This is a genomic window from Gemmatimonadaceae bacterium, assembly GCA_020851035.1.
Taxonomy (GTDB): domain Bacteria; phylum Gemmatimonadota; class Gemmatimonadetes; order Gemmatimonadales; family Gemmatimonadaceae; genus JACMLX01.
Window position 1 is genome coordinate 336,095 of the sequence record JADZDM010000025.1, and the last position, 17,713, is coordinate 353,807.

Here is a 17,713-nt window from a genome sequence, read left to right on the forward strand (position 1 = left end):
TGCACGCGTCTGGGTCGCTATCGTGGGGCTGGCCACTCCATCGTCGCGGCATGGTGTCTTGCCGCCCCCTTCGTCACGAGCGTAGCCTATGGCCATGCCGCTGCCCACGTCGCCGCGAACGGCGGACGATCTCTTTCACATGCCCGACGACGGCAGGCGGTACGAGATCATCCGGGGCGACGTGTTCGTGATGCCGGCCCCGTCGCGCTTCCACCAGCGCGCCGTCGTGGCGCTGCTCGAGCGCCTGCTGCCGTACGTCGCGCCGTCGGGACACGAAGCGCTGGCATCACCGCTCGCCGTCCGTGCCGCGTTCAACACCCAGGTCGAGCCGGACGTCGTCGTCGCGCCGCGTGAACTCGATCACGAAGGCGGGGCACGCTGGGTGCGGATGCGCAGCGTGTCGCTCGCGGTCGAGGTGCTCTCGGAAGGCACCGCGTCTCGTGACCGCGCTGTGAAGCGCGATCTTTACCTCGCCGAAGGTGTCGGCAAGTACTGGATCGTCGACATCGACGCCGAACTCGTCGAGGTCTGGACCGCTGCGTCAGCGGTGCCGCGCATCGTGCGCGAGGTGCTCACCTGGTCGCCGGCATTCGCGGCGTCACCGCTGCACATCCCCCTCGCGTCGTTCTTCGATCAGGTGCGGACCGGGCGAGCGCGCGCGTAGTGCGGGCCGAGTGCCCCGAGCGCACGAACCGCCCGCCGGCATCACTCTGCCGGCGGGCGGTCGCACACCACGTGGCACCGCGAATCCTACGGCTTCGCCGGCGTCCCCAGCGGCAACGCCGTCGGCCCGGGCGCACTCTCCGCCGGCGGCACCCCGAGGATCGCCGCCTCGCCACCGAACCAGTTGATCGTGCGGCTCGCCACCGCGATGTTTTTCGCCGTCTCGACGATGCTCTTCGCGTCGGCCTCGCGCCCCGTGGCCCGCAGTGCATCCGCCAGCACCACCCCCGCGCTCACGTACAGCGCCGGGATGCCGGCCGACGGCTTGTCCACCCAGTCGCCGCGGCTGATGATGCTCTTCTGGCCCACGAACACCGTGTTCCACAGCGCCAGGCTGCGCTTCACGTCCACGAAACCCTCACCCGGGATCGCGATCGTGTCCGCACTCACTCCCGGCGGCGTCGGCAGCAGCCGGCGCGCCAGCCCCTGCGTCAGCAGGTACTGGCCCAGCCCCAGCGAGTTGCCGTAGTTGCCGCTGGTGCGCGAGAAGTAGATCGGGCGCGAGTTCCAGTTGTCGCGGATCATGTAGAGCGTCAGGATGTCGGCCCGCTCCAGCACGCCCTGCGCAAGGTTCTTGGGGTCGATCACGGCCTGGATGCTCTGGTGCGTGAACACCATCGCTGAGTCGAGCGGCACGTACAGCGGCACGCTGTCGGCCTGCGCGAGCGTCAGGCTGAGCGGCTTGGTGGTGGGCTTCTTCCAGGTGCCACCACGGTAGATCGCCGGGCCCGCCGCTGCGTCGTACTCGTAGATCGGCCGACGGATCATCTGCCGCGTGTACCAGTCCGTGTTCATCAGGCTCGTGTTCGCCACCAGCACGTCCTTGCGGATCCCCTCCACCTCCTGCGCATACCAGAGCGGGAAGGTGTCGTTGTCGCCGACGGTGATCAGCACGCCGTACGGCTCCACGCTGTTCAGCAGGTCGTAGGCGAAGTCACGCGTGTCGCGCTGGCCGGCACGGCTGGCCTGCGTCCAGTTGGTCACCATCGGGATCAGCGCCAGCCCGAGCACCGGGGCGCTCATCATCCACGCCCGCGGCTTCGGCGACGAGAACCGCTGCTTCCCGAGCTCGATCGTCTCCGTGCCCATGAAGCCGGCCACCGTTTCCCAGAGGAAGATCAGCCCGAGCCCCGCCCACACGCTCCAGGCGCTGAAGCTCCACAGGTAGAAGTAATCGCGGTCGCGCACCTCGCGCGCGACGCTGTCCCCGAGGTCGGGGTCCTGCGAATAGCCGTACTTGAAGTTCAGGTAGATGATCAGCCCGACGGTGAGCGTGCCGATCAGCGGCCCGAAGAACAGGAAACTCCGTTGGTCCCGTTTGTAGTGCACGTAGCCGCCGATCAGGCCCAGCCCCAGGAACACCACCGCCAGCGCGTTCTGCAGGCCGGTGTTCTCGTTGTGGGCATCACGCAGCCACTGCCACTTGAAGTACAGCCACCACATGCCGACCTGCGCGGTGAACGGGGCCTGGCGCTCGGTGAGCTTGGGCTTGCCGTACTGGCCGCGGTCGAAGTTGTACTTGAATCGGTCCCAGGTGACGGCGCTGAAGGTGCAGCTCATGCCGATCTCGGTGCTGCACGCCGTCGGCTCGCCTTCGTTGATGGCGGGGAAGTGCGCCGCGCGGATGGGCTGCGTGGCGAACGGCGACAGGCCAAGGATCACCGCCGCGATGCAGGCCAGCAGCAGCTTCCAGTTGAGCAATGTCTTCGGGGCGCGGAACAGCACCGCGAGCCCCACCGCCGGCCCGGGCAGCATGCCGGCCGGGTGGTTCGCGTAGCCCAGGCCGAGCAGGAAGGCGATCAGGATCAGCAGCTTGTCGGCACGCCGCCCTTCCGGCTCGTCGCACCAGAGCACCGTGAGCCAGGCCACGATCGCGAAGATCGCCAGCGACACGGTGTACACCTTCTCGTTCACCACGCTCTGGTTCCACACCGTGAAGGCGGTGGCGCCGATCAGCGTGGCCACGCTCGCCCCGGCCATCCGCATCCACTTCGCCGGCAGCCAGCTCACCAGCACCCGCTCCGTGATCAGGAACCACGACCCCGCCGCCACCGCGCTCGAGAGCGCCGCCAGCATGTTCAGCTTCACCGCCACACTCACCCCGGGCAGCGGCAGGTGGGCGAAGACGTTGCCGATCAGGATGAAAAACGGGTTGCCCGGCGGGTGCGGCAGCCCCAGCACATACGCCGCCGCGATGTACTCGCTCGCATCCCACATCGCCGTACTCGGCGCCAGCGTGATGAGGTAGAGCACGAACACGGCGAGCGTCGCGAGTCCCGCCGCGAGATACGACGGCCGGTAGTCGAGGTCGGTATGCACGACGGACGTCGGGCCGGGCGTCGGACGCGCAGCCGGCGGCATCGGGGGCACTGAGGTGGCCATCAGGAGCTGGTCAAGGACGGATGGTGCGGGGATTAACCCGTAAAAATCGCTCTACCCCCACCGTCGGGGCTAGTGCCTCTCGCTCTTGCCCGTGCGCGCTCAGCCGAACAGCAACTGCATGACGCAAAGGCGCAGAGGGCGCGAAGGACGCAAAGGGGATCGACGAACGCTGCGGCCTCCGCTCACATTCGAATGGAAGCCTTCCTGGTAACTGCTTGTGGCAGTTGCAGTTCCCCTCAGTGTGTGATCCTCGAACGGCACTGATGGTGGCCAGACCCAGCGACCTCTTTGCGTACTTCGCGCTCGTTGCGCCTTGCGTCATGCCGTTGCCCTTACGGTCCCGGCTGTGGCCCGGGATCAATGCCGGAACAGGCGGGCGCCCGTGAACACCATTGCAATACCGTGCTCATCCGCAGCGGCGATCACCTCGGCGTCCCGGACCGACCCGCCGGGCTGGACAATCGCCCGCACCCCGGCCGTTGCCGCGGCGTCGATGCCGTCGCGGAAGGGGAAGAAGGCGTCGGAGGCCAGCGCCGAGCCCGCGGTGTCGTGGCCCGCCGCCTTCGCCTTGTGGCCCGCCAGGAAACTCGCGTCCACCCGGCTCATCTGGCCGGCACCGATGCCGATCGTCGCGCCGTCGCGGGCCAGCACGATCGCGTTCGACTTCACCGCCGCCGACGCCCGCCAGGCGAACGCCAGGTCCACCAGCTCCGCCGCCGTCGGCTGGCGGGTGCTCACCACCGTCCACGGGATCGAGCCGGTCGGCACCCGCATCCGGTCCTGCAGCAGCACCCCGCCGCGCACCCGCTTGATGTCCATGCCCCCCGCATCCTGCGCCGGCAGCGTGCCGATCAGCACCCGAAGGTTCTTCTTCTTCCCCAGCAGCTCCGCCGCACTCTCGGCAATCGCCGGCGCCACGATGCACTCCAGGAACATGGTGCCCATCGCCTCGGCCGTCGCATCGTCGATGGCGACGCTGAAGGCGACCACACCACCGAACGCACTCGTCGGGTCGCAGGCCAGCGCCTTCTGCCACGCCTCCAGCGGTGTCGCGCCGATCGCCAGGCCGCAGGGCGTGGTGTGCTTGATGATCGCACACGCCACCTGTTCCGCGAACGGCTCGATCGCCATCAGCGCGCCATCCACGTCCAGCAGGTTGTTGAAGCTCAGCTCCTTGCCGCCGAGCTGCTTCAGCGAGGCGAGGCCGGCACCGGCGCGCTCCACGTAGAAGGCGGCGCGCTGCTCGGGGTTCTCGCCGTAGCGGAGCCCCTGCGCCTTCTCGAACGCCAGCGGCAGCGTGGCCGGGAACGGGTCGTCCGGCGCCACCTGGTGCTGCAGCCAGCCGGCAATCGCGCTGTCGTAGCTGGCGGTGTGCGCGAACACCTTCGCCGCCAGGTCGCGGCGCATGATCATCGCACCTTCATCATCGCGTGCGTCCAGCGACGCGATCACGCGCGGGTAGTCGGCCGGGTCACAGACCACCGTCACCGCGCTGAAGTTCTTCGCGGCCGAGCGCAGCATGCTGGGGCCGCCGATGTCGATCTGCTCGATCACGTCGTGCGGGAGCACGCCCGGCTTCGCGGCCGTGGCGCGGAACGGGTAGAGGTTCACCACCACCAGGTCGATGGCACCGATCCCGAACTCGCGCACCGCCTCCACGTGCTCCGGCAGGTCGCGGCGGTACAGCAGGCCGCCGTGCACCATCGGGTGCAGCGTCTTCACGCGCCCGTCGAGCATCTCGGGGAAGTCGGTGATCTCGCTGATGTCACGCACCGCGAGGCCGGCGTCGCGCAGCGCCTTCGCGGTGCCGCCGGTGGAGACGAGCTCCCAGTGGCGGGCGATGAGTTCCTTCGCGAGATCCACGAGGCCGGACTTGTCGGAAACGCTCAGCAATGCGCGCGGCATGGGGCGGTCAGTTGGGTGTAGGGTGGGGCATCATTTGTTCAGGGCACGGTCGAGGTCCGCGTCCAGCGGTGCGGCCGCCTGCAGCGAGAAGACGTCGGCCTGCGTGCCGGTGAGGAACACGCCGTGCACGGTGCCATCGTCGTCCAGCGCCAGCGACTCGGCGCAGAGCAGTTCCACCACGCGCGGCAGCAGGGCGTGTTCCACGCGCAGCACGCGCTCTGCCAGCGACTCGGGGCTGTCCTCCTCGAACACCGGCACCGGCCACTGCGCGATGATCGCGCCGCGATCGTAGATCTCGTCCACGAAGTGCACCGTGGCGCCGCTGATCCGCGCGCCGGCGGCGAGCACCGCCGCGTGCACGTGGCGGCCGTACATCCCGTGCCCGCCGAACGCGGGCAGCAGCGAGGGGTGCACGTTCACGATCCGGCCGCGGAACGCGCGCGTCACGGCATCCGGCACGAACGCCAGGTAGCCGGCCAGCACCAGGACCTCGATCCGGTGCGCCGCGAGCAGCGCCAGCACCGCGGCGCCGTCGCGCGGGTCGGCGAGCACTGCGGTCGTGAGGCCGCGCGCCGTCGCCCGCCCCAGTGCCGCGCAGGTCGGCCGGTTGGACACCACCAGCACGATCTCGCCCGCGGCCTGGGCCCCGCGCGCCTGCTGGAAATCGTGCACGGCGAGCATGTTCGAGCCGCCACCGGAGACGAACGCGGCGATCCGCGTGCGTGGCTGCGAGAGGGCAGGAGCGGACATTCAGCCCCGCTGCGCGTGGCGCCGCAGCACGCGGTCCACGGCCGCACCGAGCGTGGTCGCCACCGCGGCATCCTCCTTCGCGCGCGAGAGGTCGCCGTACGGCGTGTCGGGGGTGGGGACCAGGATGCCGACAGCGTCGTGCTGCACCGCCGGCGCCACGTCGCGCCACTTGTCGCCGATGTAGAAGCTCAGCGTGAGGTCGATGTCATGCGCTTCCGCGGCGCGGCGGTGCATGCGGTCGCCGGGCTTGCGACAGGAGAGCTCGTCGGGGACCGTCGGCGCGTCGGGGCAGTGGTAGGTGGCCGTGAGTGTGATACCGTGCGCCGCGAGCATCTCGTCCAGTCGCGCGGTGATCACGGTGAAGTCCGCCTCGGTGAGCAGCCCGCGCCCGATCCCGGACTGGTTCGTCACCACGATCAGTGGCAGGCCGGCCTCCTGCAGCCGCCGCAGCGCATCGGGCACGCCGCTGATCAGCGCCAGCTGCTCCGGCCGCGCGAGGTAGTGCACGTCGTGGACGATGGTGCCGTCACGATCGAGGAAGACGGCGGCGCGTGGGCTCACGCAGGGCTCCGGACGGCGGTGGAGATCATCGGCGGGGGGGCCGGCCCGGCGGTCGCACTGCCGGTGCCGGTGCCGGTGTGGGCGGACGGGCAGGGCGGGTGCTGTCGCGACGGGCGGGCGCGCGGGTGCTGTCCGCGGCCGGTGGTCGCGGCACCACCAGCGTGCGTGTGGCCGTGCCGGTGACGCCGAGCAGGTTGCGCAGCCCCGCGATCGTGACGCGATAGGTCGCGCCCGGCACGAGGCGGGTGCCCACCGTGACGAACAGCTCGGTGGACGGCTGCGGCCGCGACGACACGAGGGGAGCGACCTTCGCCGTCGTGTCGCGACGGGCGGTGGGATCGATGGTGCGGCGTGGTGGCGCCACGCCACCGCGCTCGGTGGTGTCGGTCGCGCGGGCGATGCTGTCGGCGCGCTCGCGCAGCCGGCGCTGCTCGAGCGCGGTCGCCACCAGCGTCACGGCCAGCTCCGAGGAGTCGGGGGCCACCACGTGGACGTCGGTCACCGTGATGGCTGCGCCGGCCAGCATCGGCTTGTCCATCACCATCGCGATCGTCACGCTGTCGGCGACCTTGATCTCGCTGATCCGCACCGGCATGGTGTCGTGCACGAAGGTGTACAGCTCCACCCGCGCCGAATCGGCGAGCGACACACGCGCCACGTCCCAGGGCTCGCGGGGTTCGAGCAGGCGGTTGGCCGTCTTCTCCTCGATGGCGCGCATGACGTAGGTGCCGGGCGGCACGCCGGTCAGCTCGAAGCGGCCGGTCGAGTCGGTGACGGTGAGCCACACGCGGGTGGTGTCGCCCGGGTCGATGGCCTGCACCGTGGCGTTCGGCAGCGGCTTCGCCAGCACGAGGTCGAACACCGCGCCGCGGATCGCGGTGCGCGGGAAGTCGGGGCCCGTGCTGAAGCGGTACACGTAGCCGTTCTTCGACGGCTGGCCCTTCAGGTCACTCACGCCGGGCAGCACGGTGATGGTGTATGCCGTGTTCGGCCGCCAGCCCCCGCGGGGACGGATGGTCATGCCGGTCCGCTTCCACTCCACGCGCGGCTCGCCGTCCCACGGCGAGATCAGCACGCCGCGCGAGAGCGGCCCCCCGCCGAACTGCTCGCCGATCACGTCGTCGTAGCGGAGCATCACCTTGCCCGGGGTGACGTTGCGCGCGTTGGTGTCCGGCAGGGTGGCGATCACGCGCGGGAAGGCGGACACTGTCGGCCCGCCCGGCGGCATGCCGGGTGACGCACATGCCGCCACGATGGCCGCCACGGCAAGCGCAGTCAGCGCGTGCCGCACAGCGCCTCGACCTTCCGCGTGAGTGCCTCGACCTTCTGCGACAGGTCACGCTCCTGCGCCCGCGCACCTTCCACCACCTCGGGCTTCGCGCGCGACGTGAACGACTCGTTCGCCAGCTTCGCGGTGACGCCGGCCAGCAGTTTCCGCACCTGCTCCAGTTCCGCCGAGAGGCGTGCGCACTCCTTCGCCGTGTCCTCGGCCGACTCGCTGCCGGCCAGCTGCGCCATCGCGATCACGACCTCGGTGCCGCCAGCCAGCACCGCATGCGCGGCGTTCGCACCAGCGCTGGTGCCGGTCGTCACCGTGCTGCGCGTGAGCGCCCCGATCGTCTCCACCAGCGCGCCCGCCGTGGTGGCATCGGCGCCCGCCGGCACCAGCGTCACCTCGATGCGGCTGGCCGGCTTCACCTTGTACTCGTTCCGCAGCTGCCGGATCGCCACCACGGCGTTCAGCACCAGGTCGAACGCCTCGCCGCCACGCGGAGCGCCGCCGGCCACCGGCCAGGCGGTGGTGGCCAGGAAGTCGCCACCACGCTGCGCGCCACCCGCGATCGGCGGCAGCTTCGCCCACAGTGTCTCGGTGATGAACGGGATGATCGGTTGCAGCAGGCGCAACGCATGGTCGAACGCGTGCACCAGCACCGCGCGCGCCACCTCCGCATCGGCGCCACCGGCACCGAGGCGGGGCTTCACGGTCTCGAGGTACCAATCCGCCAGCTCGTTCCACACGAAGCGGCGCGCCGTGTCGGCGTACGCATCGAGGCGCATGCCGGTGGTGCGTTCGGCCTCCGTCCAGCGCCCCGTCGGCCCCGGGCGCGGCGGGCCAAGCGCCGCGTCGCACTCGCGGATCGCGATGTCGAGGCGGTCGAGGATCCAGCGGTCGGCGATGGTCAGCGCCGCCGGGTCGATGTCCTCCACCGGCTGCACCGGCGCGGTGCCCACCTTCGTGAGCAGGAAGCGGCCGATGTTCCAGAGCTTGGTGAGGAAGTTGCGGCCCGGCGCGAAGCTCTTCTCGAGGTCCGTCGGGTCCAGCAGGACGTCCACACCCAGTCCCATGCCGGCCACCATCGTCCAGCGCAGCGAATCGGCACCGTAGAGGCGCACCACGTCCATCGGGTCGATGCCGTTGCCCAGCGACTTCGACATCTTGCGATGCTGCATGTCGCGCACGGTGCCGTGCAGGTACACCGTGTGGTACGGCGCATCCCCCATGAAGTGGAGGCCCGACATGATCATTCGTGACACCCAGAAGAACAGGATCTCCGGGGCCGTCACCAGCACGTCGCCGGGGTAGAAGGCCTTCAGGTCCTCCGACGCCGCGTCGGGCCAGCCGAGCGTGGAGATCGGCCAGAGCCAGCTCGAGAACCAGGTGTCGAGCACGTCCTCGTCCTGACGCACGGCACCACCACACCCCGCACAGGTCGTGATCGGCGTGCGCGAGGCCCGCGGCTCGGCGCCGCAGTGATCGCAGTAGTACACCGGCACGCGATGGCCCCACCAGAGCTGCCGCGAGATGTTCCAGTCGCGGATGCCCTCGAGCCAGTTGATGTACACGGCCTCCCAGCGGTCGGGCAGGATGCGGATGCGTCCCGTGCGCACCGCCTCGAGGGCCGGCTTCGCCAGCGGCGCCATCTTCACGAACCACTGGTCGCTGAGGCGCGGCTCCACCACCGTGTCACAGCGGTAGCAGTGGCGCACGGCGTGTGCATGCGGCTCCACCTTCACCAGGGCGCCGCTGTCGCGCAGCATGTTCACGATGCGCTCGCGTGCCTCGAAGCGATCCACGCCGCGCAGGTCCGGAGGCACGCGATCCGCTGCATCGCCCAGTCCCAGCATCCGCGACTCGGCATCCATGATCACCGGCGCGTCCAGGTGGTGGCGCTTGCCCACCTCGAAGTCGTTCGGGTCGTGCGCCGGCGTGATCTTCACCGCACCGCTGCCGAAGTCCTTGTCGGTGTAGTCGTCGGCGATCACCGGGATCCGCACGCCGTTGATCGGCAGCACCAGTTGCTGGCCCACCAGCGACGCGTAGCGCTCGTCGGACGGGTTCACCGCCACCGCCACGTCGCCGAGCAGCGTCTCCGGCCGCGTGGTCGCCACCGTGATGCCGCGGGCGGCGTCACCGGCCAGCGCGTAGCGGATGTGGTAGAGCGCCCCCTGCGTGTCGTTGAACTCCGCCTCCTCGTCGGAGAGCGACGTCATGCAGCGCGGGCACCAGTGGATCACGCGGTGGCCGCGGTACACCAATCCCTCCTCGAACAGCCGCACGAATGCCTCAGTCACCGCCTCGGAGAGCGGGGCCGAGAGGGTGTAGGCCGTGCGCGTCCAGTCGGCGCTGCTGCCGATGGCCTTGAGCTGGTCGAGGATCTCGCCGCCGGTGGTTTCCACGAACCGTGCGGTGCGGGCCACGAAGGCCTCACGTCCCAGCGCCTGGCGCGACGAGCCCTCGGCGGCGAGCTGCTTCTCCACCACGTTCTGCGTGGCGATGCCGGCGTGGTCGGTGCCCGGCACCCAGAGTGCCTCGTCGCCCGCCATGCGGCGCCAGCGGATCAGCACGTCCTGCACGGTGTTGTTCAGGCCGTGGCCCACGTGCAGGATGGCCGTCACGTTCGGCGGCGGCATGACGATGGTGTACGGCTGCCGGGCCCCCCCGCAGTGCGTGACGCGGGCGGGGCTGGCGGTGTCGATCCCGGCCGCCTGCCACCGCGCATAGAGCGCCGACTCCACGTCGGCGGCGCGGTACGTGGTGGGCAGCTCGTCGCTGGACTCGGCTGCGGCAGCGCCGGTCGTGTGGGGCATTCCGTCGGTCATGGACATGTGAAGGCAAAACGTAACGCCCCCGGCACCGTCCCACCGACGCCGTGCCGGGGGATGCCGAGGGGGCGGCGCGCGGAAGCGGCTCGTGGAAACGGGCCCGGCGCGGCGCCGGCGGTCTCAGGATGGTTCGCGGGCGCTGGCCCGCGGTGCCCTCAGGCGGCGGGCGTGCCGCCGCGTACGACCAGCCGGTTGACGACCGTGTGGACGCCGATCGTGCCGCGCGTCAGGGTCGTGGCGTGCCGGATCTCGGAGTGGGCGTCCACCCACCCCGTCAGCTCGATGATCCCGGTGCCGATGGCGCCGATGTCGATCGGGCGGTCCACGAGGATGGGATCGTTGCGGAAGGTCTCGAGCACGCGCGCCTCGAGCGCCGCCTCGTCGGTGACGGGCGCTCGTGCGGTGCGCTCGGCGGGGGCGGTGCGGAGCGGGCGCGCCCCGGCCGGGGGCGGCGTGCGTCGGGGGCGCGGCGCGTCGGGATCCGGCGTGTCGCGACGGAGCGCGCGCGTCAGGCCACCCGTGAGCATGCCGCGGTCGGCGAGCAGCACGCCGACGGCCACCCCCGCGATCGCCCCGAGCAGGAGGGCGCCGATGCGAGTGCCGGAGGTCTGGTCTGGACGGTTACGACGTCGTGTCACGCGCATGTGCTGTGGGAATGAGTGGTGTGGTTAGTATATCCAGAGAGAGAAGACCGGGCGACGCGCACCCGTGCGCCGCCGGTTCGTGTCCGTGACCCGCAGGACGTGTTAGCCGGCATCCTCCGGCGCGTGCGCGTCACCACGCCCCCAACCGAATGTCTGACGACTTGTCCGCCCCGCTCCGCCTGGTCCTTCCCGATGGCGCCGTCCGCGAGGTGCCCCGCGGCACCCTGGCCTCCGAGGTGGTGGCCAGCATCGGCGAACGGCTCCTGAATGCCGCCGTGGCCGTCAGCGTCGACGGGGCGGTGCAGGACCTGCGCACGCCCCTCCGGACCGGTGGTGCCTTCCGGGTCTACACCGACAAGGACGCGGAGTCCCTCCCGGTGCTGCGGCACTCGGCGGCGCACATCCTGGCGACCGCGGTCCGCCGCCTCCGCCCCGACGCCCACATCGGCTTCGGGCCGGCCATCGACGACGGCTTCTACTACGACTTCGAGGTTGCGACCCCCTTCACGCCCGAGGACCTGGCCGCCTTCGAGGCCGAGATGCGGAAGGTCATGGCCGAGAAGCTGCCGTTCGTGCGCGCGGAGGTCTCGCGCGAGGTCGCCCGGGAGGTCTTCTCCGACGATCCGCTGAAGCTCGAGCGCATCGACGACCTCGGCCCGGACGAGATCATCTCGACCTATACCGACGGCCCGTTCGTGGACCTCTGTCGCGGCCCGCACGTGCCGCACACAGGCTGGCTCAAGCACTTCAAGCTCCAGAGCGTGGCGGCCGCCTACTGGCGTGGCGACTCCAATCGCCAGACGCTGCAGCGCATCTACGGCACGGCCTTCTGGAAGAAGGACGAACTGGAACAGCACCTGCACCGGCTGGAAGAGGCGAAGAAGCGCGACCATCGCCGCCTCGGCAAGGAGCTGGACCTGTTCATGTTCCACCCATTCTCGCCGGGGGCAGCGTTCTGGACCGAGCGCGGCACGTCGATGATCAACTCGCTCCATGCTTACCTGCGCGAGATGCAGCGCGACGGCTACCAGGAGATCAAGACCCCGCTGCTCTTCAACAAGGGCCTGTGGGAGATCTCGGGGCACTGGGGCAAGTACAAGGAGAACATGTTCCTCGTGCTCGACAATGAGACGGGCGAGCATGACCTGTCGTTGAAGCCCATGAACTGCCCGTCGCACCACATCTTCTTCGGCTCGAAGAAGCACTCGTACCGTGACCTCCCGCTGCGCTTCAACACGTACGACGTGTTGCACCGCAACGAGTTGTCGGGTGCGCTGTCGGGCCTGACGCGCGTGCGCCAGTTCCAGCAGGACGATTGCCACATCTACCTGATGGAATCCCAGATCGTCGACGAGGTGCATCGCCTGGTGGAGATGATCCTCGGCTACTACCGCACGTTCGGCCTGACGGCGCGCCTCAAGTTCGCGACGAGGCCGGAGCAGCGGATCGGCAGCGACGAGATGTGGGACAACGCCGAGGCGGCGCTGCGCGGTGCACTCGAGAGCACCGGGCTGCCGTACGAGCTGAAGGAGGGCGACGGGGCGTTCTACGGCCCGAAGATCGACTTCGATGTCATGGACTCGATCGGGCGGGCGTGGCAGCTCGGCACGATCCAGCTCGACTACGCCGCCCCGGAACGCTTCGACCTCACCTACACCGGTGAGGACAACAGCGCCCACCGGCCGGTCATCATCCACCGGGCCATCAGCGGCTCGTTCGAGCGCTTCATGGGCATCCTGATCGAGCACTTCGCCGGCGCGTTCCCGGTCTGGCTGGCCCCGGAGCAGGTCCGGGTGGTGCCGATCGTGGACGACTATGCCCCCGAGGCCCGGGCAGCCGTTGCCCGGCTGCGGGATGCCGGCATCCGGGCCACTTGCGATGACCGGAACGAGACCTTGAATTATCGTATCAGGGAAAGCGAACTCATGAAGGTCCCGTACACCGCAGTCGTGGGCAAGCGCGAAGCCACGGACGGCACCCTCGCCGTCCGGGCCCGCGGCGCCGACGGCCGGAAGCAGGAGATCCTGTCGGTGGACGACTTCCTGGCTCGCATCCTCGGCGAGGTGCGGACGCGCGCACTTCCCGACCTGGGTACGCCTCCCGACGGCACATCCGCGTGACCTGATGAGCGGGACGCCCAGCACCACCGTCCGGATCTCGGAGCGACTCACCCCGCTGCGCGGCATTGCCGCGATCGACGAGGCCGGCCTCGAAACCGGCGGACCGGCCACCGAACGGCGGGCGCAGGTGCCCTGGGCGGGCTTCTGGAGCGTCACCGATCCTGCGCTCCGTGACATGGGTCGCAAGGGTGAGCGGACCATCGCGCGCGTCCGGCTCTTCGCGGCGGTGGTCCTGCTCATCCTCCCGGTGCGCGCCCTGCTGGCGCACCCGGAACTCCAGCAGAACTGGGTTGGCCTGGGCATCACCGTGGCCGGCGTCATCACGGGCACGGTGTTCCTGCAGCTCACCCGGCGCGACGTGGTGCCGCCGTGGCTCGGCTTTGGTGCCTCGCTGCTCGACGTCACCTGGGTGAGCGTCGGCCTCGCCACGTTCGTGATGCTCGGCATGCCGCAGATCGCCGTCAACTCGCGCGTGATCTTCGAGGTGTACTTCCTCTGCCTCGCGGCCACCTGCCTGCGCTACGACCGGCGTGTGAGCCTCGTGACGGGGCTCACGGCGATGCTGCAGTACGCGCTCATCGTCTGGTGGGCGCAGCAGTCGGTGGGCACGAGCCCGGCCTGGCTCGACGAGAGCTATGGCCGCTTCGACATCCAGGACCAGGCCGGTCGCATCATCCTGCTCGGCGTCGCGACGCTGATCAGCCTCTCGATCGTGCTGCGCGTGCAGCAGCTGCGCGTGCTCTCGGTGCGCGACCGGCTCACCGGGCTCATGATCCGCGGCTATTTCGACGAGCGGCTGGGCGAGGCCTACGTGCGGGCGAAGCGCACGCGCGAGCCACTCGCGGTGGCGATGATCGACCTCGATTTCTTCAAGTCGTTCAACGACCGCTTCGGGCATGCCGTCGGCGACCTGGTGCTCGCGTCGGTGTCCCGCACGATCAAGTCCCTCGTGCGCGCGGAAGACGTGGTGGGACGCTACGGCGGCGAGGAGCTGATCGTGATGCTCCCGGGCATGGACCGGCTCAAGGCCACCGAGCGCATGGAGCGGATCCGCCGCGCCGTGGCGCAGGTGCGCGTGGAGCTCGACGCGAACGCGAGCGCGCAGGTGGTGGTGCAGGGAGACCTCTTCCCGGAGGAGTCCGAGAAGGTGGCTCGGGCCACGCTCACGGCGAGCATAGGCGTGGCCTCGTGGCCCGAAGACTCGGCCGACACCGTCGAGGCGCTGGTCTACCGCGCCGACGCGCGGCTGCTGAGCGCGAAGTCCACGGGCCGGAACCGCGTCGTGTCCACCTCGGGCATGACGGACGAGTTCGCCATTCGCACGGCCTGAGCGGGCGCCGGCCGCGCCGGATGCCCTGACGCCCGCAGCGAACCGAAGTTTTACTTTCTCACACAGTGCGACTTCCGTCCGCCACCGCGATCCTGCGGTGTGCACGGCTGCGCCTGCCGGGTGTGGATGCCGCCGCCCGGGCAGCCTCTGTCTCCCCACGCCGGAGCGTGTGCATGACCGTGTCCCGTTCGACCTGGCGCACCAGCACCCGAGTGTTGCTCGCGTCATTGCTCGCCGCCGCCACACTCCCGGCGCAGGCCGCCGGCCGTGTGGCTGGCCGCGTCACCAGCTCCGATGGCGGCGCGGCGATCCTCGGCGCCACCGTGCAGCTCGTCGGCACGCCGTTCGGCACCATCACCAAGGCCGACGGCACGTACTCGATCGCGCTGCGCCCCGGCGCATACACGCTCCGCGTCCGGCAGATCGGCTACGCCAGCAGCACGCAGGCCATCACCATCGCCGCCGGCCAGGCGCTCACGCGCGACGTGCGGCTGGAGCGCAGCGCCACGAACCTCGAGGCGGTGGCCGTGGTCGGCACCCGCGATGCCGAGCGCACCGTGGTGAAGTCACCGGTGCCGGTGGACGTGTTCAGTGCGGTGGACCTGAAGGCCACCGGGCGCACCGAGACGGCGCAGATGATCCAGGCGCTGGCGCCGAGCGTGAACTTCCCGCGCTCCGCGATCGCCGACGGCACCGATGCCGTGCGGCCGGCCACGCTGCGCGGCCTCGGCGCCGACCAGGTGCTGGTGCTCGTCAACGGCAAGCGCCGGCACACGACGGCGCTGATCAACGTGAACGGCACCGTCGGCCGCGGGCAGTCGGCCGTGGACCTGAACGCGATCCCGGCGAGCATGATCGACCACGTCGAGATCCTGCGTGACGGTGCCGCGGCGCAGTACGGCTCCGACGCCATCGCCGGCGTGATCAACATCGTGCTCAAGAGCACGGCCCCGACCGAGGTGAACCTGCAGTCCGGCGTCACGGCGCTCGGTGACGGCCGCGTGATGCAGGGTTCGGCCAATGCGGGAGTCGCCAACAGCCGTGGCGGCTACTTCCACGCCGGCCTCGAGGTGCGTGACCGCCAGCACACCGACCGCTCGAGCGCCGACCTGCGCACGCAGTACTTCGCCGGTGATGCGCGTGAGGCCACGATCAATCGCATCAACAACCGCTACGGCGACGGCCAGACCAGCGACATCGTCGGCATGTTCACGGCCGGCACCCAGCTTGGCCGCGGCGTGGACTTCTACGCCTTCGGTGGCACCAGCCGCCGCGCGGCCACGGCCCCGGGCTTCTGGCGCCGGCCCAACGACGATCGTACGATCCGCTCGCTCTACCCGAACGGCTTCCTGCCGTTCATCAACAGCACGCTCTGGGACGCCTCGACGGCGGCGGGCGTGAAGGGGTCGCTCGCCGGATGGAAGTGGGACCTGAGCCAGACCGTCGGCCGCAACAGCCACAACTTCTTCATCAGCAACACCAACAACGCGTCGTTCGGCAACGCCAGCAAGACGGCGTTCGACGCCGGCACGCTGATCTTCAGTGAGGCGACGTCGAACCTGGACCTCTTCCGCGAGGTGAAGGCCGGCACGGTGCCGGTGCGCCTGGCGGCCGGTGCCGAGTGGCGGAAGGACCAGTTCCAGATCACGCAGGGCGAGCCGGGATCGTGGCAGGACGGCAAGGTGCCGGTGCTCGACGCGAGCGGCAACCCGACCACGCGCACGGCCGCCGCCGGCTCGCAGGTGTTCCCGGGCTTCCGGCCGACCGACGAGACCAACGTCTCGCGCACCAGCACGTCGCTCTACGCGGACGTCGAGAGTGACCTCACCAGCATGCTGCTGCTCGGTGGCGCGGTGCGCTACGAGAACTACTCCGACTTCGGCAGCCAGGCGACGGGGAAGGTGACGGCGCGGTTCGCACCGGTGCCGCAGTTCGCGGTGCGCGGTGGCTACAGCACCGGGTTCCGCGCGCCGTCCCTGCAGCAGAGCTGGTTCACGGCCACGTCCACGAACTTCATCGGTGGCGTGCCGTTCGAGATCCGCACCTTCCCGGTCTCGAGCCGGCCGGCGCAGCTGCTCGGTGCCAAGCCGCTCACGGCGGAGAAGAGCAAGAACACCAGCGCCGGCGTCACCTGGCAGCCGGTGGGCGCGCTCAGCCTCACCGCGGACTACTACCGGATCGACATCGCCGACCGGGTGGTGCTGTCGGAGAACCTGACGCAGGTGGCGGTGCGTGACTTCCTCGCCGCCAACGGCGAGCCGGGCATCGGGGGCGGCCGCTTCTTCACCAACGCGATCGACACCCGCACCACGGGCCTCGACGTGGTCGCGAACTACGGCCTGAACTTCGGGCGGAAGGGCATCCTCCGCCTGACGGCCGGCGTGAGCCAGAACAAGACCATCATCACGGCGCAGAAGCAGGTCACGCCGCCGGCCCTCGCTGCGCTCAACGACGCGCTCTACTCGCGCGTGGAGCGCGGTCGGGTGGAGAAGGGCCAGCCGCGCGACAACTACGTGTTCAGCGCCACCCACGAGGTCAGCAAGTTCACCTTCACCGCGCGCACGCAGCGCTTCGGCGAGGTGACGGCCTTCGGCACCGTGCCCGCGAACGACCAGACCTACGGCGCCAAGTGGATCACCGACGCCTCGATCGGCCTCGCGCTGCGCGAGAACGTCAAGTTCACGTTCGGCGCCGACAACCTGTTCGACGTCTATCCGGACCAGAACATCCCGGTGAACGCGAACAACGGCATCTTCCCGTATGCCGGCATCTCGCCGTTCGGCTTCAACGGACGGTTCGCGTATGCGCGGCTGAACCTGCGGTTCTAGTGGCGTGTAATCGAATTTCGGTGACACGCCACTAGTCGGCCCTGGCTTTCGGAGCGCGGCGCACCAGGATCCTGGTGCGCCGCGTTCGTGCGTTCGGAAGTGAGGTGTTCCCGCGGCGGGCACTCAGAAGGGCGCTGGGGGACTGCGCTCGCGGAGGCGGTGGTCGGTGGGGGATGGGAGTGGGTCGTTCCCACGGAGTCACGGAGCCCACGGAGGGCACGGAGCAGGGCGCTGGGGGAACTGCGCTCGCGGAGGCAGTGGGTCGGTGGGGGATGGGAGTGGGTCGTTTCCACGGAGGCGGTGGGTCGGTGGGGGATGGGAGTGGGTCGTTCCCACGGAGTCACGGAGCCCACGGAGGGCACGGAG

11 protein-coding genes are annotated in these 17,713 nt (G+C 70.0%); 4 read left to right on the forward strand and 7 right to left on the reverse strand.

The window, feature by feature from the left end; genetic code table 11:
- The first annotated feature begins 94 nt into the window (after positions 1-94).
- Positions 95-664 carry a Uma2 family endonuclease gene (locus IT355_18765; protein MCC7055322.1) on the forward strand — a complete coding sequence of 190 codons (570 nt, stop codon included), beginning with the start codon at positions 95-97 and terminating at the stop codon, positions 662-664.
- Positions 665-750: 86 nt separating this feature from the next.
- Here the strand turns inward: IT355_18765 and IT355_18770 are convergent, their stop codons facing one another.
- The 7 genes from IT355_18770 to IT355_18800 all read right to left on the reverse strand — a co-directional run bounded on the left by IT355_18770 (position 751) and on the right by IT355_18800 (position 11,063).
- Positions 751-3,042, reverse strand: a complete 2,292-nt coding sequence (locus tag IT355_18770; GenBank protein MCC7055323.1) for a DUF2723 domain-containing protein — start codon at positions 3,040-3,042, stop codon at positions 751-753.
- Positions 3,043-3,462: 420 nt separating this feature from the next.
- Positions 3,463-5,010: a bifunctional phosphoribosylaminoimidazolecarboxamide formyltransferase/IMP cyclohydrolase gene (gene purH, locus IT355_18775; protein ID MCC7055324.1), complete on the reverse strand. Its 1,548-nt coding sequence runs from the start codon at positions 5,008-5,010 to the stop codon at positions 3,463-3,465.
- Between the two features lie 30 nt (positions 5,011-5,040).
- A complete protein-coding gene (locus IT355_18780) occupies positions 5,041-5,760 on the reverse strand; it encodes a phosphoribosylglycinamide formyltransferase (protein ID MCC7055325.1) in 720 nt (239 codons plus the stop codon).
- Positions 5,761-6,321, reverse strand: a complete 561-nt coding sequence (locus IT355_18785) for an HAD family hydrolase (protein ID MCC7055326.1) — start codon at positions 6,319-6,321, stop codon at positions 5,761-5,763. It abuts the gene before it with no gap.
- Between the two features lie 25 nt (positions 6,322-6,346).
- Positions 6,347-7,510, reverse strand: coding sequence for a carboxypeptidase regulatory-like domain-containing protein (locus tag IT355_18790; GenBank protein MCC7055327.1), 1,164 nt, complete (start codon positions 7,508-7,510; stop codon positions 6,347-6,349).
- 86 nt (positions 7,511-7,596) lie between these two features.
- Positions 7,597-10,410, reverse strand: coding sequence for a valine--tRNA ligase (locus tag IT355_18795; GenBank protein MCC7055328.1), 2,814 nt, complete (start codon positions 10,408-10,410; stop codon positions 7,597-7,599).
- A gap of 170 nt (positions 10,411-10,580) precedes the next feature.
- Positions 10,581-11,063 carry a BON domain-containing protein gene (locus IT355_18800; protein ID MCC7055329.1) on the reverse strand — a complete coding sequence of 161 codons (483 nt, stop codon included), beginning with the start codon at positions 11,061-11,063 and terminating at the stop codon, positions 10,581-10,583.
- 155 nt (positions 11,064-11,218) lie between these two features.
- On the opposite strand from IT355_18800, the gene thrS reads away from it, so the two are divergent.
- The 3 genes from thrS (at position 11,219) to IT355_18815 (ending at position 17,347) form a co-directional block, all read left to right on the forward strand.
- Positions 11,219-13,189, forward strand: coding sequence for a threonine--tRNA ligase (gene thrS, locus IT355_18805; GenBank protein ID MCC7055330.1), 1,971 nt, complete (start codon positions 11,219-11,221; stop codon positions 13,187-13,189).
- 4 nt (positions 13,190-13,193) lie between these two features.
- Entirely contained in the window at positions 13,194-14,519 is a 1,326-nt protein-coding gene (locus tag IT355_18810) for a diguanylate cyclase (protein MCC7055331.1), read from the forward strand.
- Positions 14,520-14,692: 173 nt separating this feature from the next.
- On the forward strand, positions 14,693-17,347 hold the full coding sequence (locus IT355_18815) for a TonB-dependent receptor (GenBank protein ID MCC7055332.1): 2,655 nt from the start codon (positions 14,693-14,695) through the stop codon (positions 17,345-17,347).
- Positions 17,348-17,713 lie beyond the last annotated feature (366 nt).

Excerpts from the sequence above, each read along its gene's own strand:
- IT355_18765 (MCC7055322.1), top strand. The coding sequence starts at position 95 with ATGCCGCTGCCCACGTCGCCGCGAACGGCGGACGATCTCTTTCACATG.
- purH (MCC7055324.1), bottom strand. The coding sequence starts at position 5,010 with ATGCCGCGCGCATTGCTGAGCGTTTCCGACAAGTCCGGCCTCGTGGAT.
- IT355_18780 (MCC7055325.1), bottom strand. The coding sequence starts at position 5,760 with ATGTCCGCTCCTGCCCTCTCGCAGCCACGCACGCGGATCGCCGCGTTC.
- IT355_18795 (MCC7055328.1), bottom strand. The coding sequence starts at position 10,410 with ATGCCCCACACGACCGGCGCTGCCGCAGCCGAGTCCAGCGACGAGCTG.
- thrS (MCC7055330.1), top strand. The coding sequence starts at position 11,219 with ATGTCTGACGACTTGTCCGCCCCGCTCCGCCTGGTCCTTCCCGATGGC.
- IT355_18810 (MCC7055331.1), top strand. The coding sequence starts at position 13,194 with ATGAGCGGGACGCCCAGCACCACCGTCCGGATCTCGGAGCGACTCACC.
- IT355_18815 (MCC7055332.1), top strand. The coding sequence starts at position 14,693 with ATGACCGTGTCCCGTTCGACCTGGCGCACCAGCACCCGAGTGTTGCTC.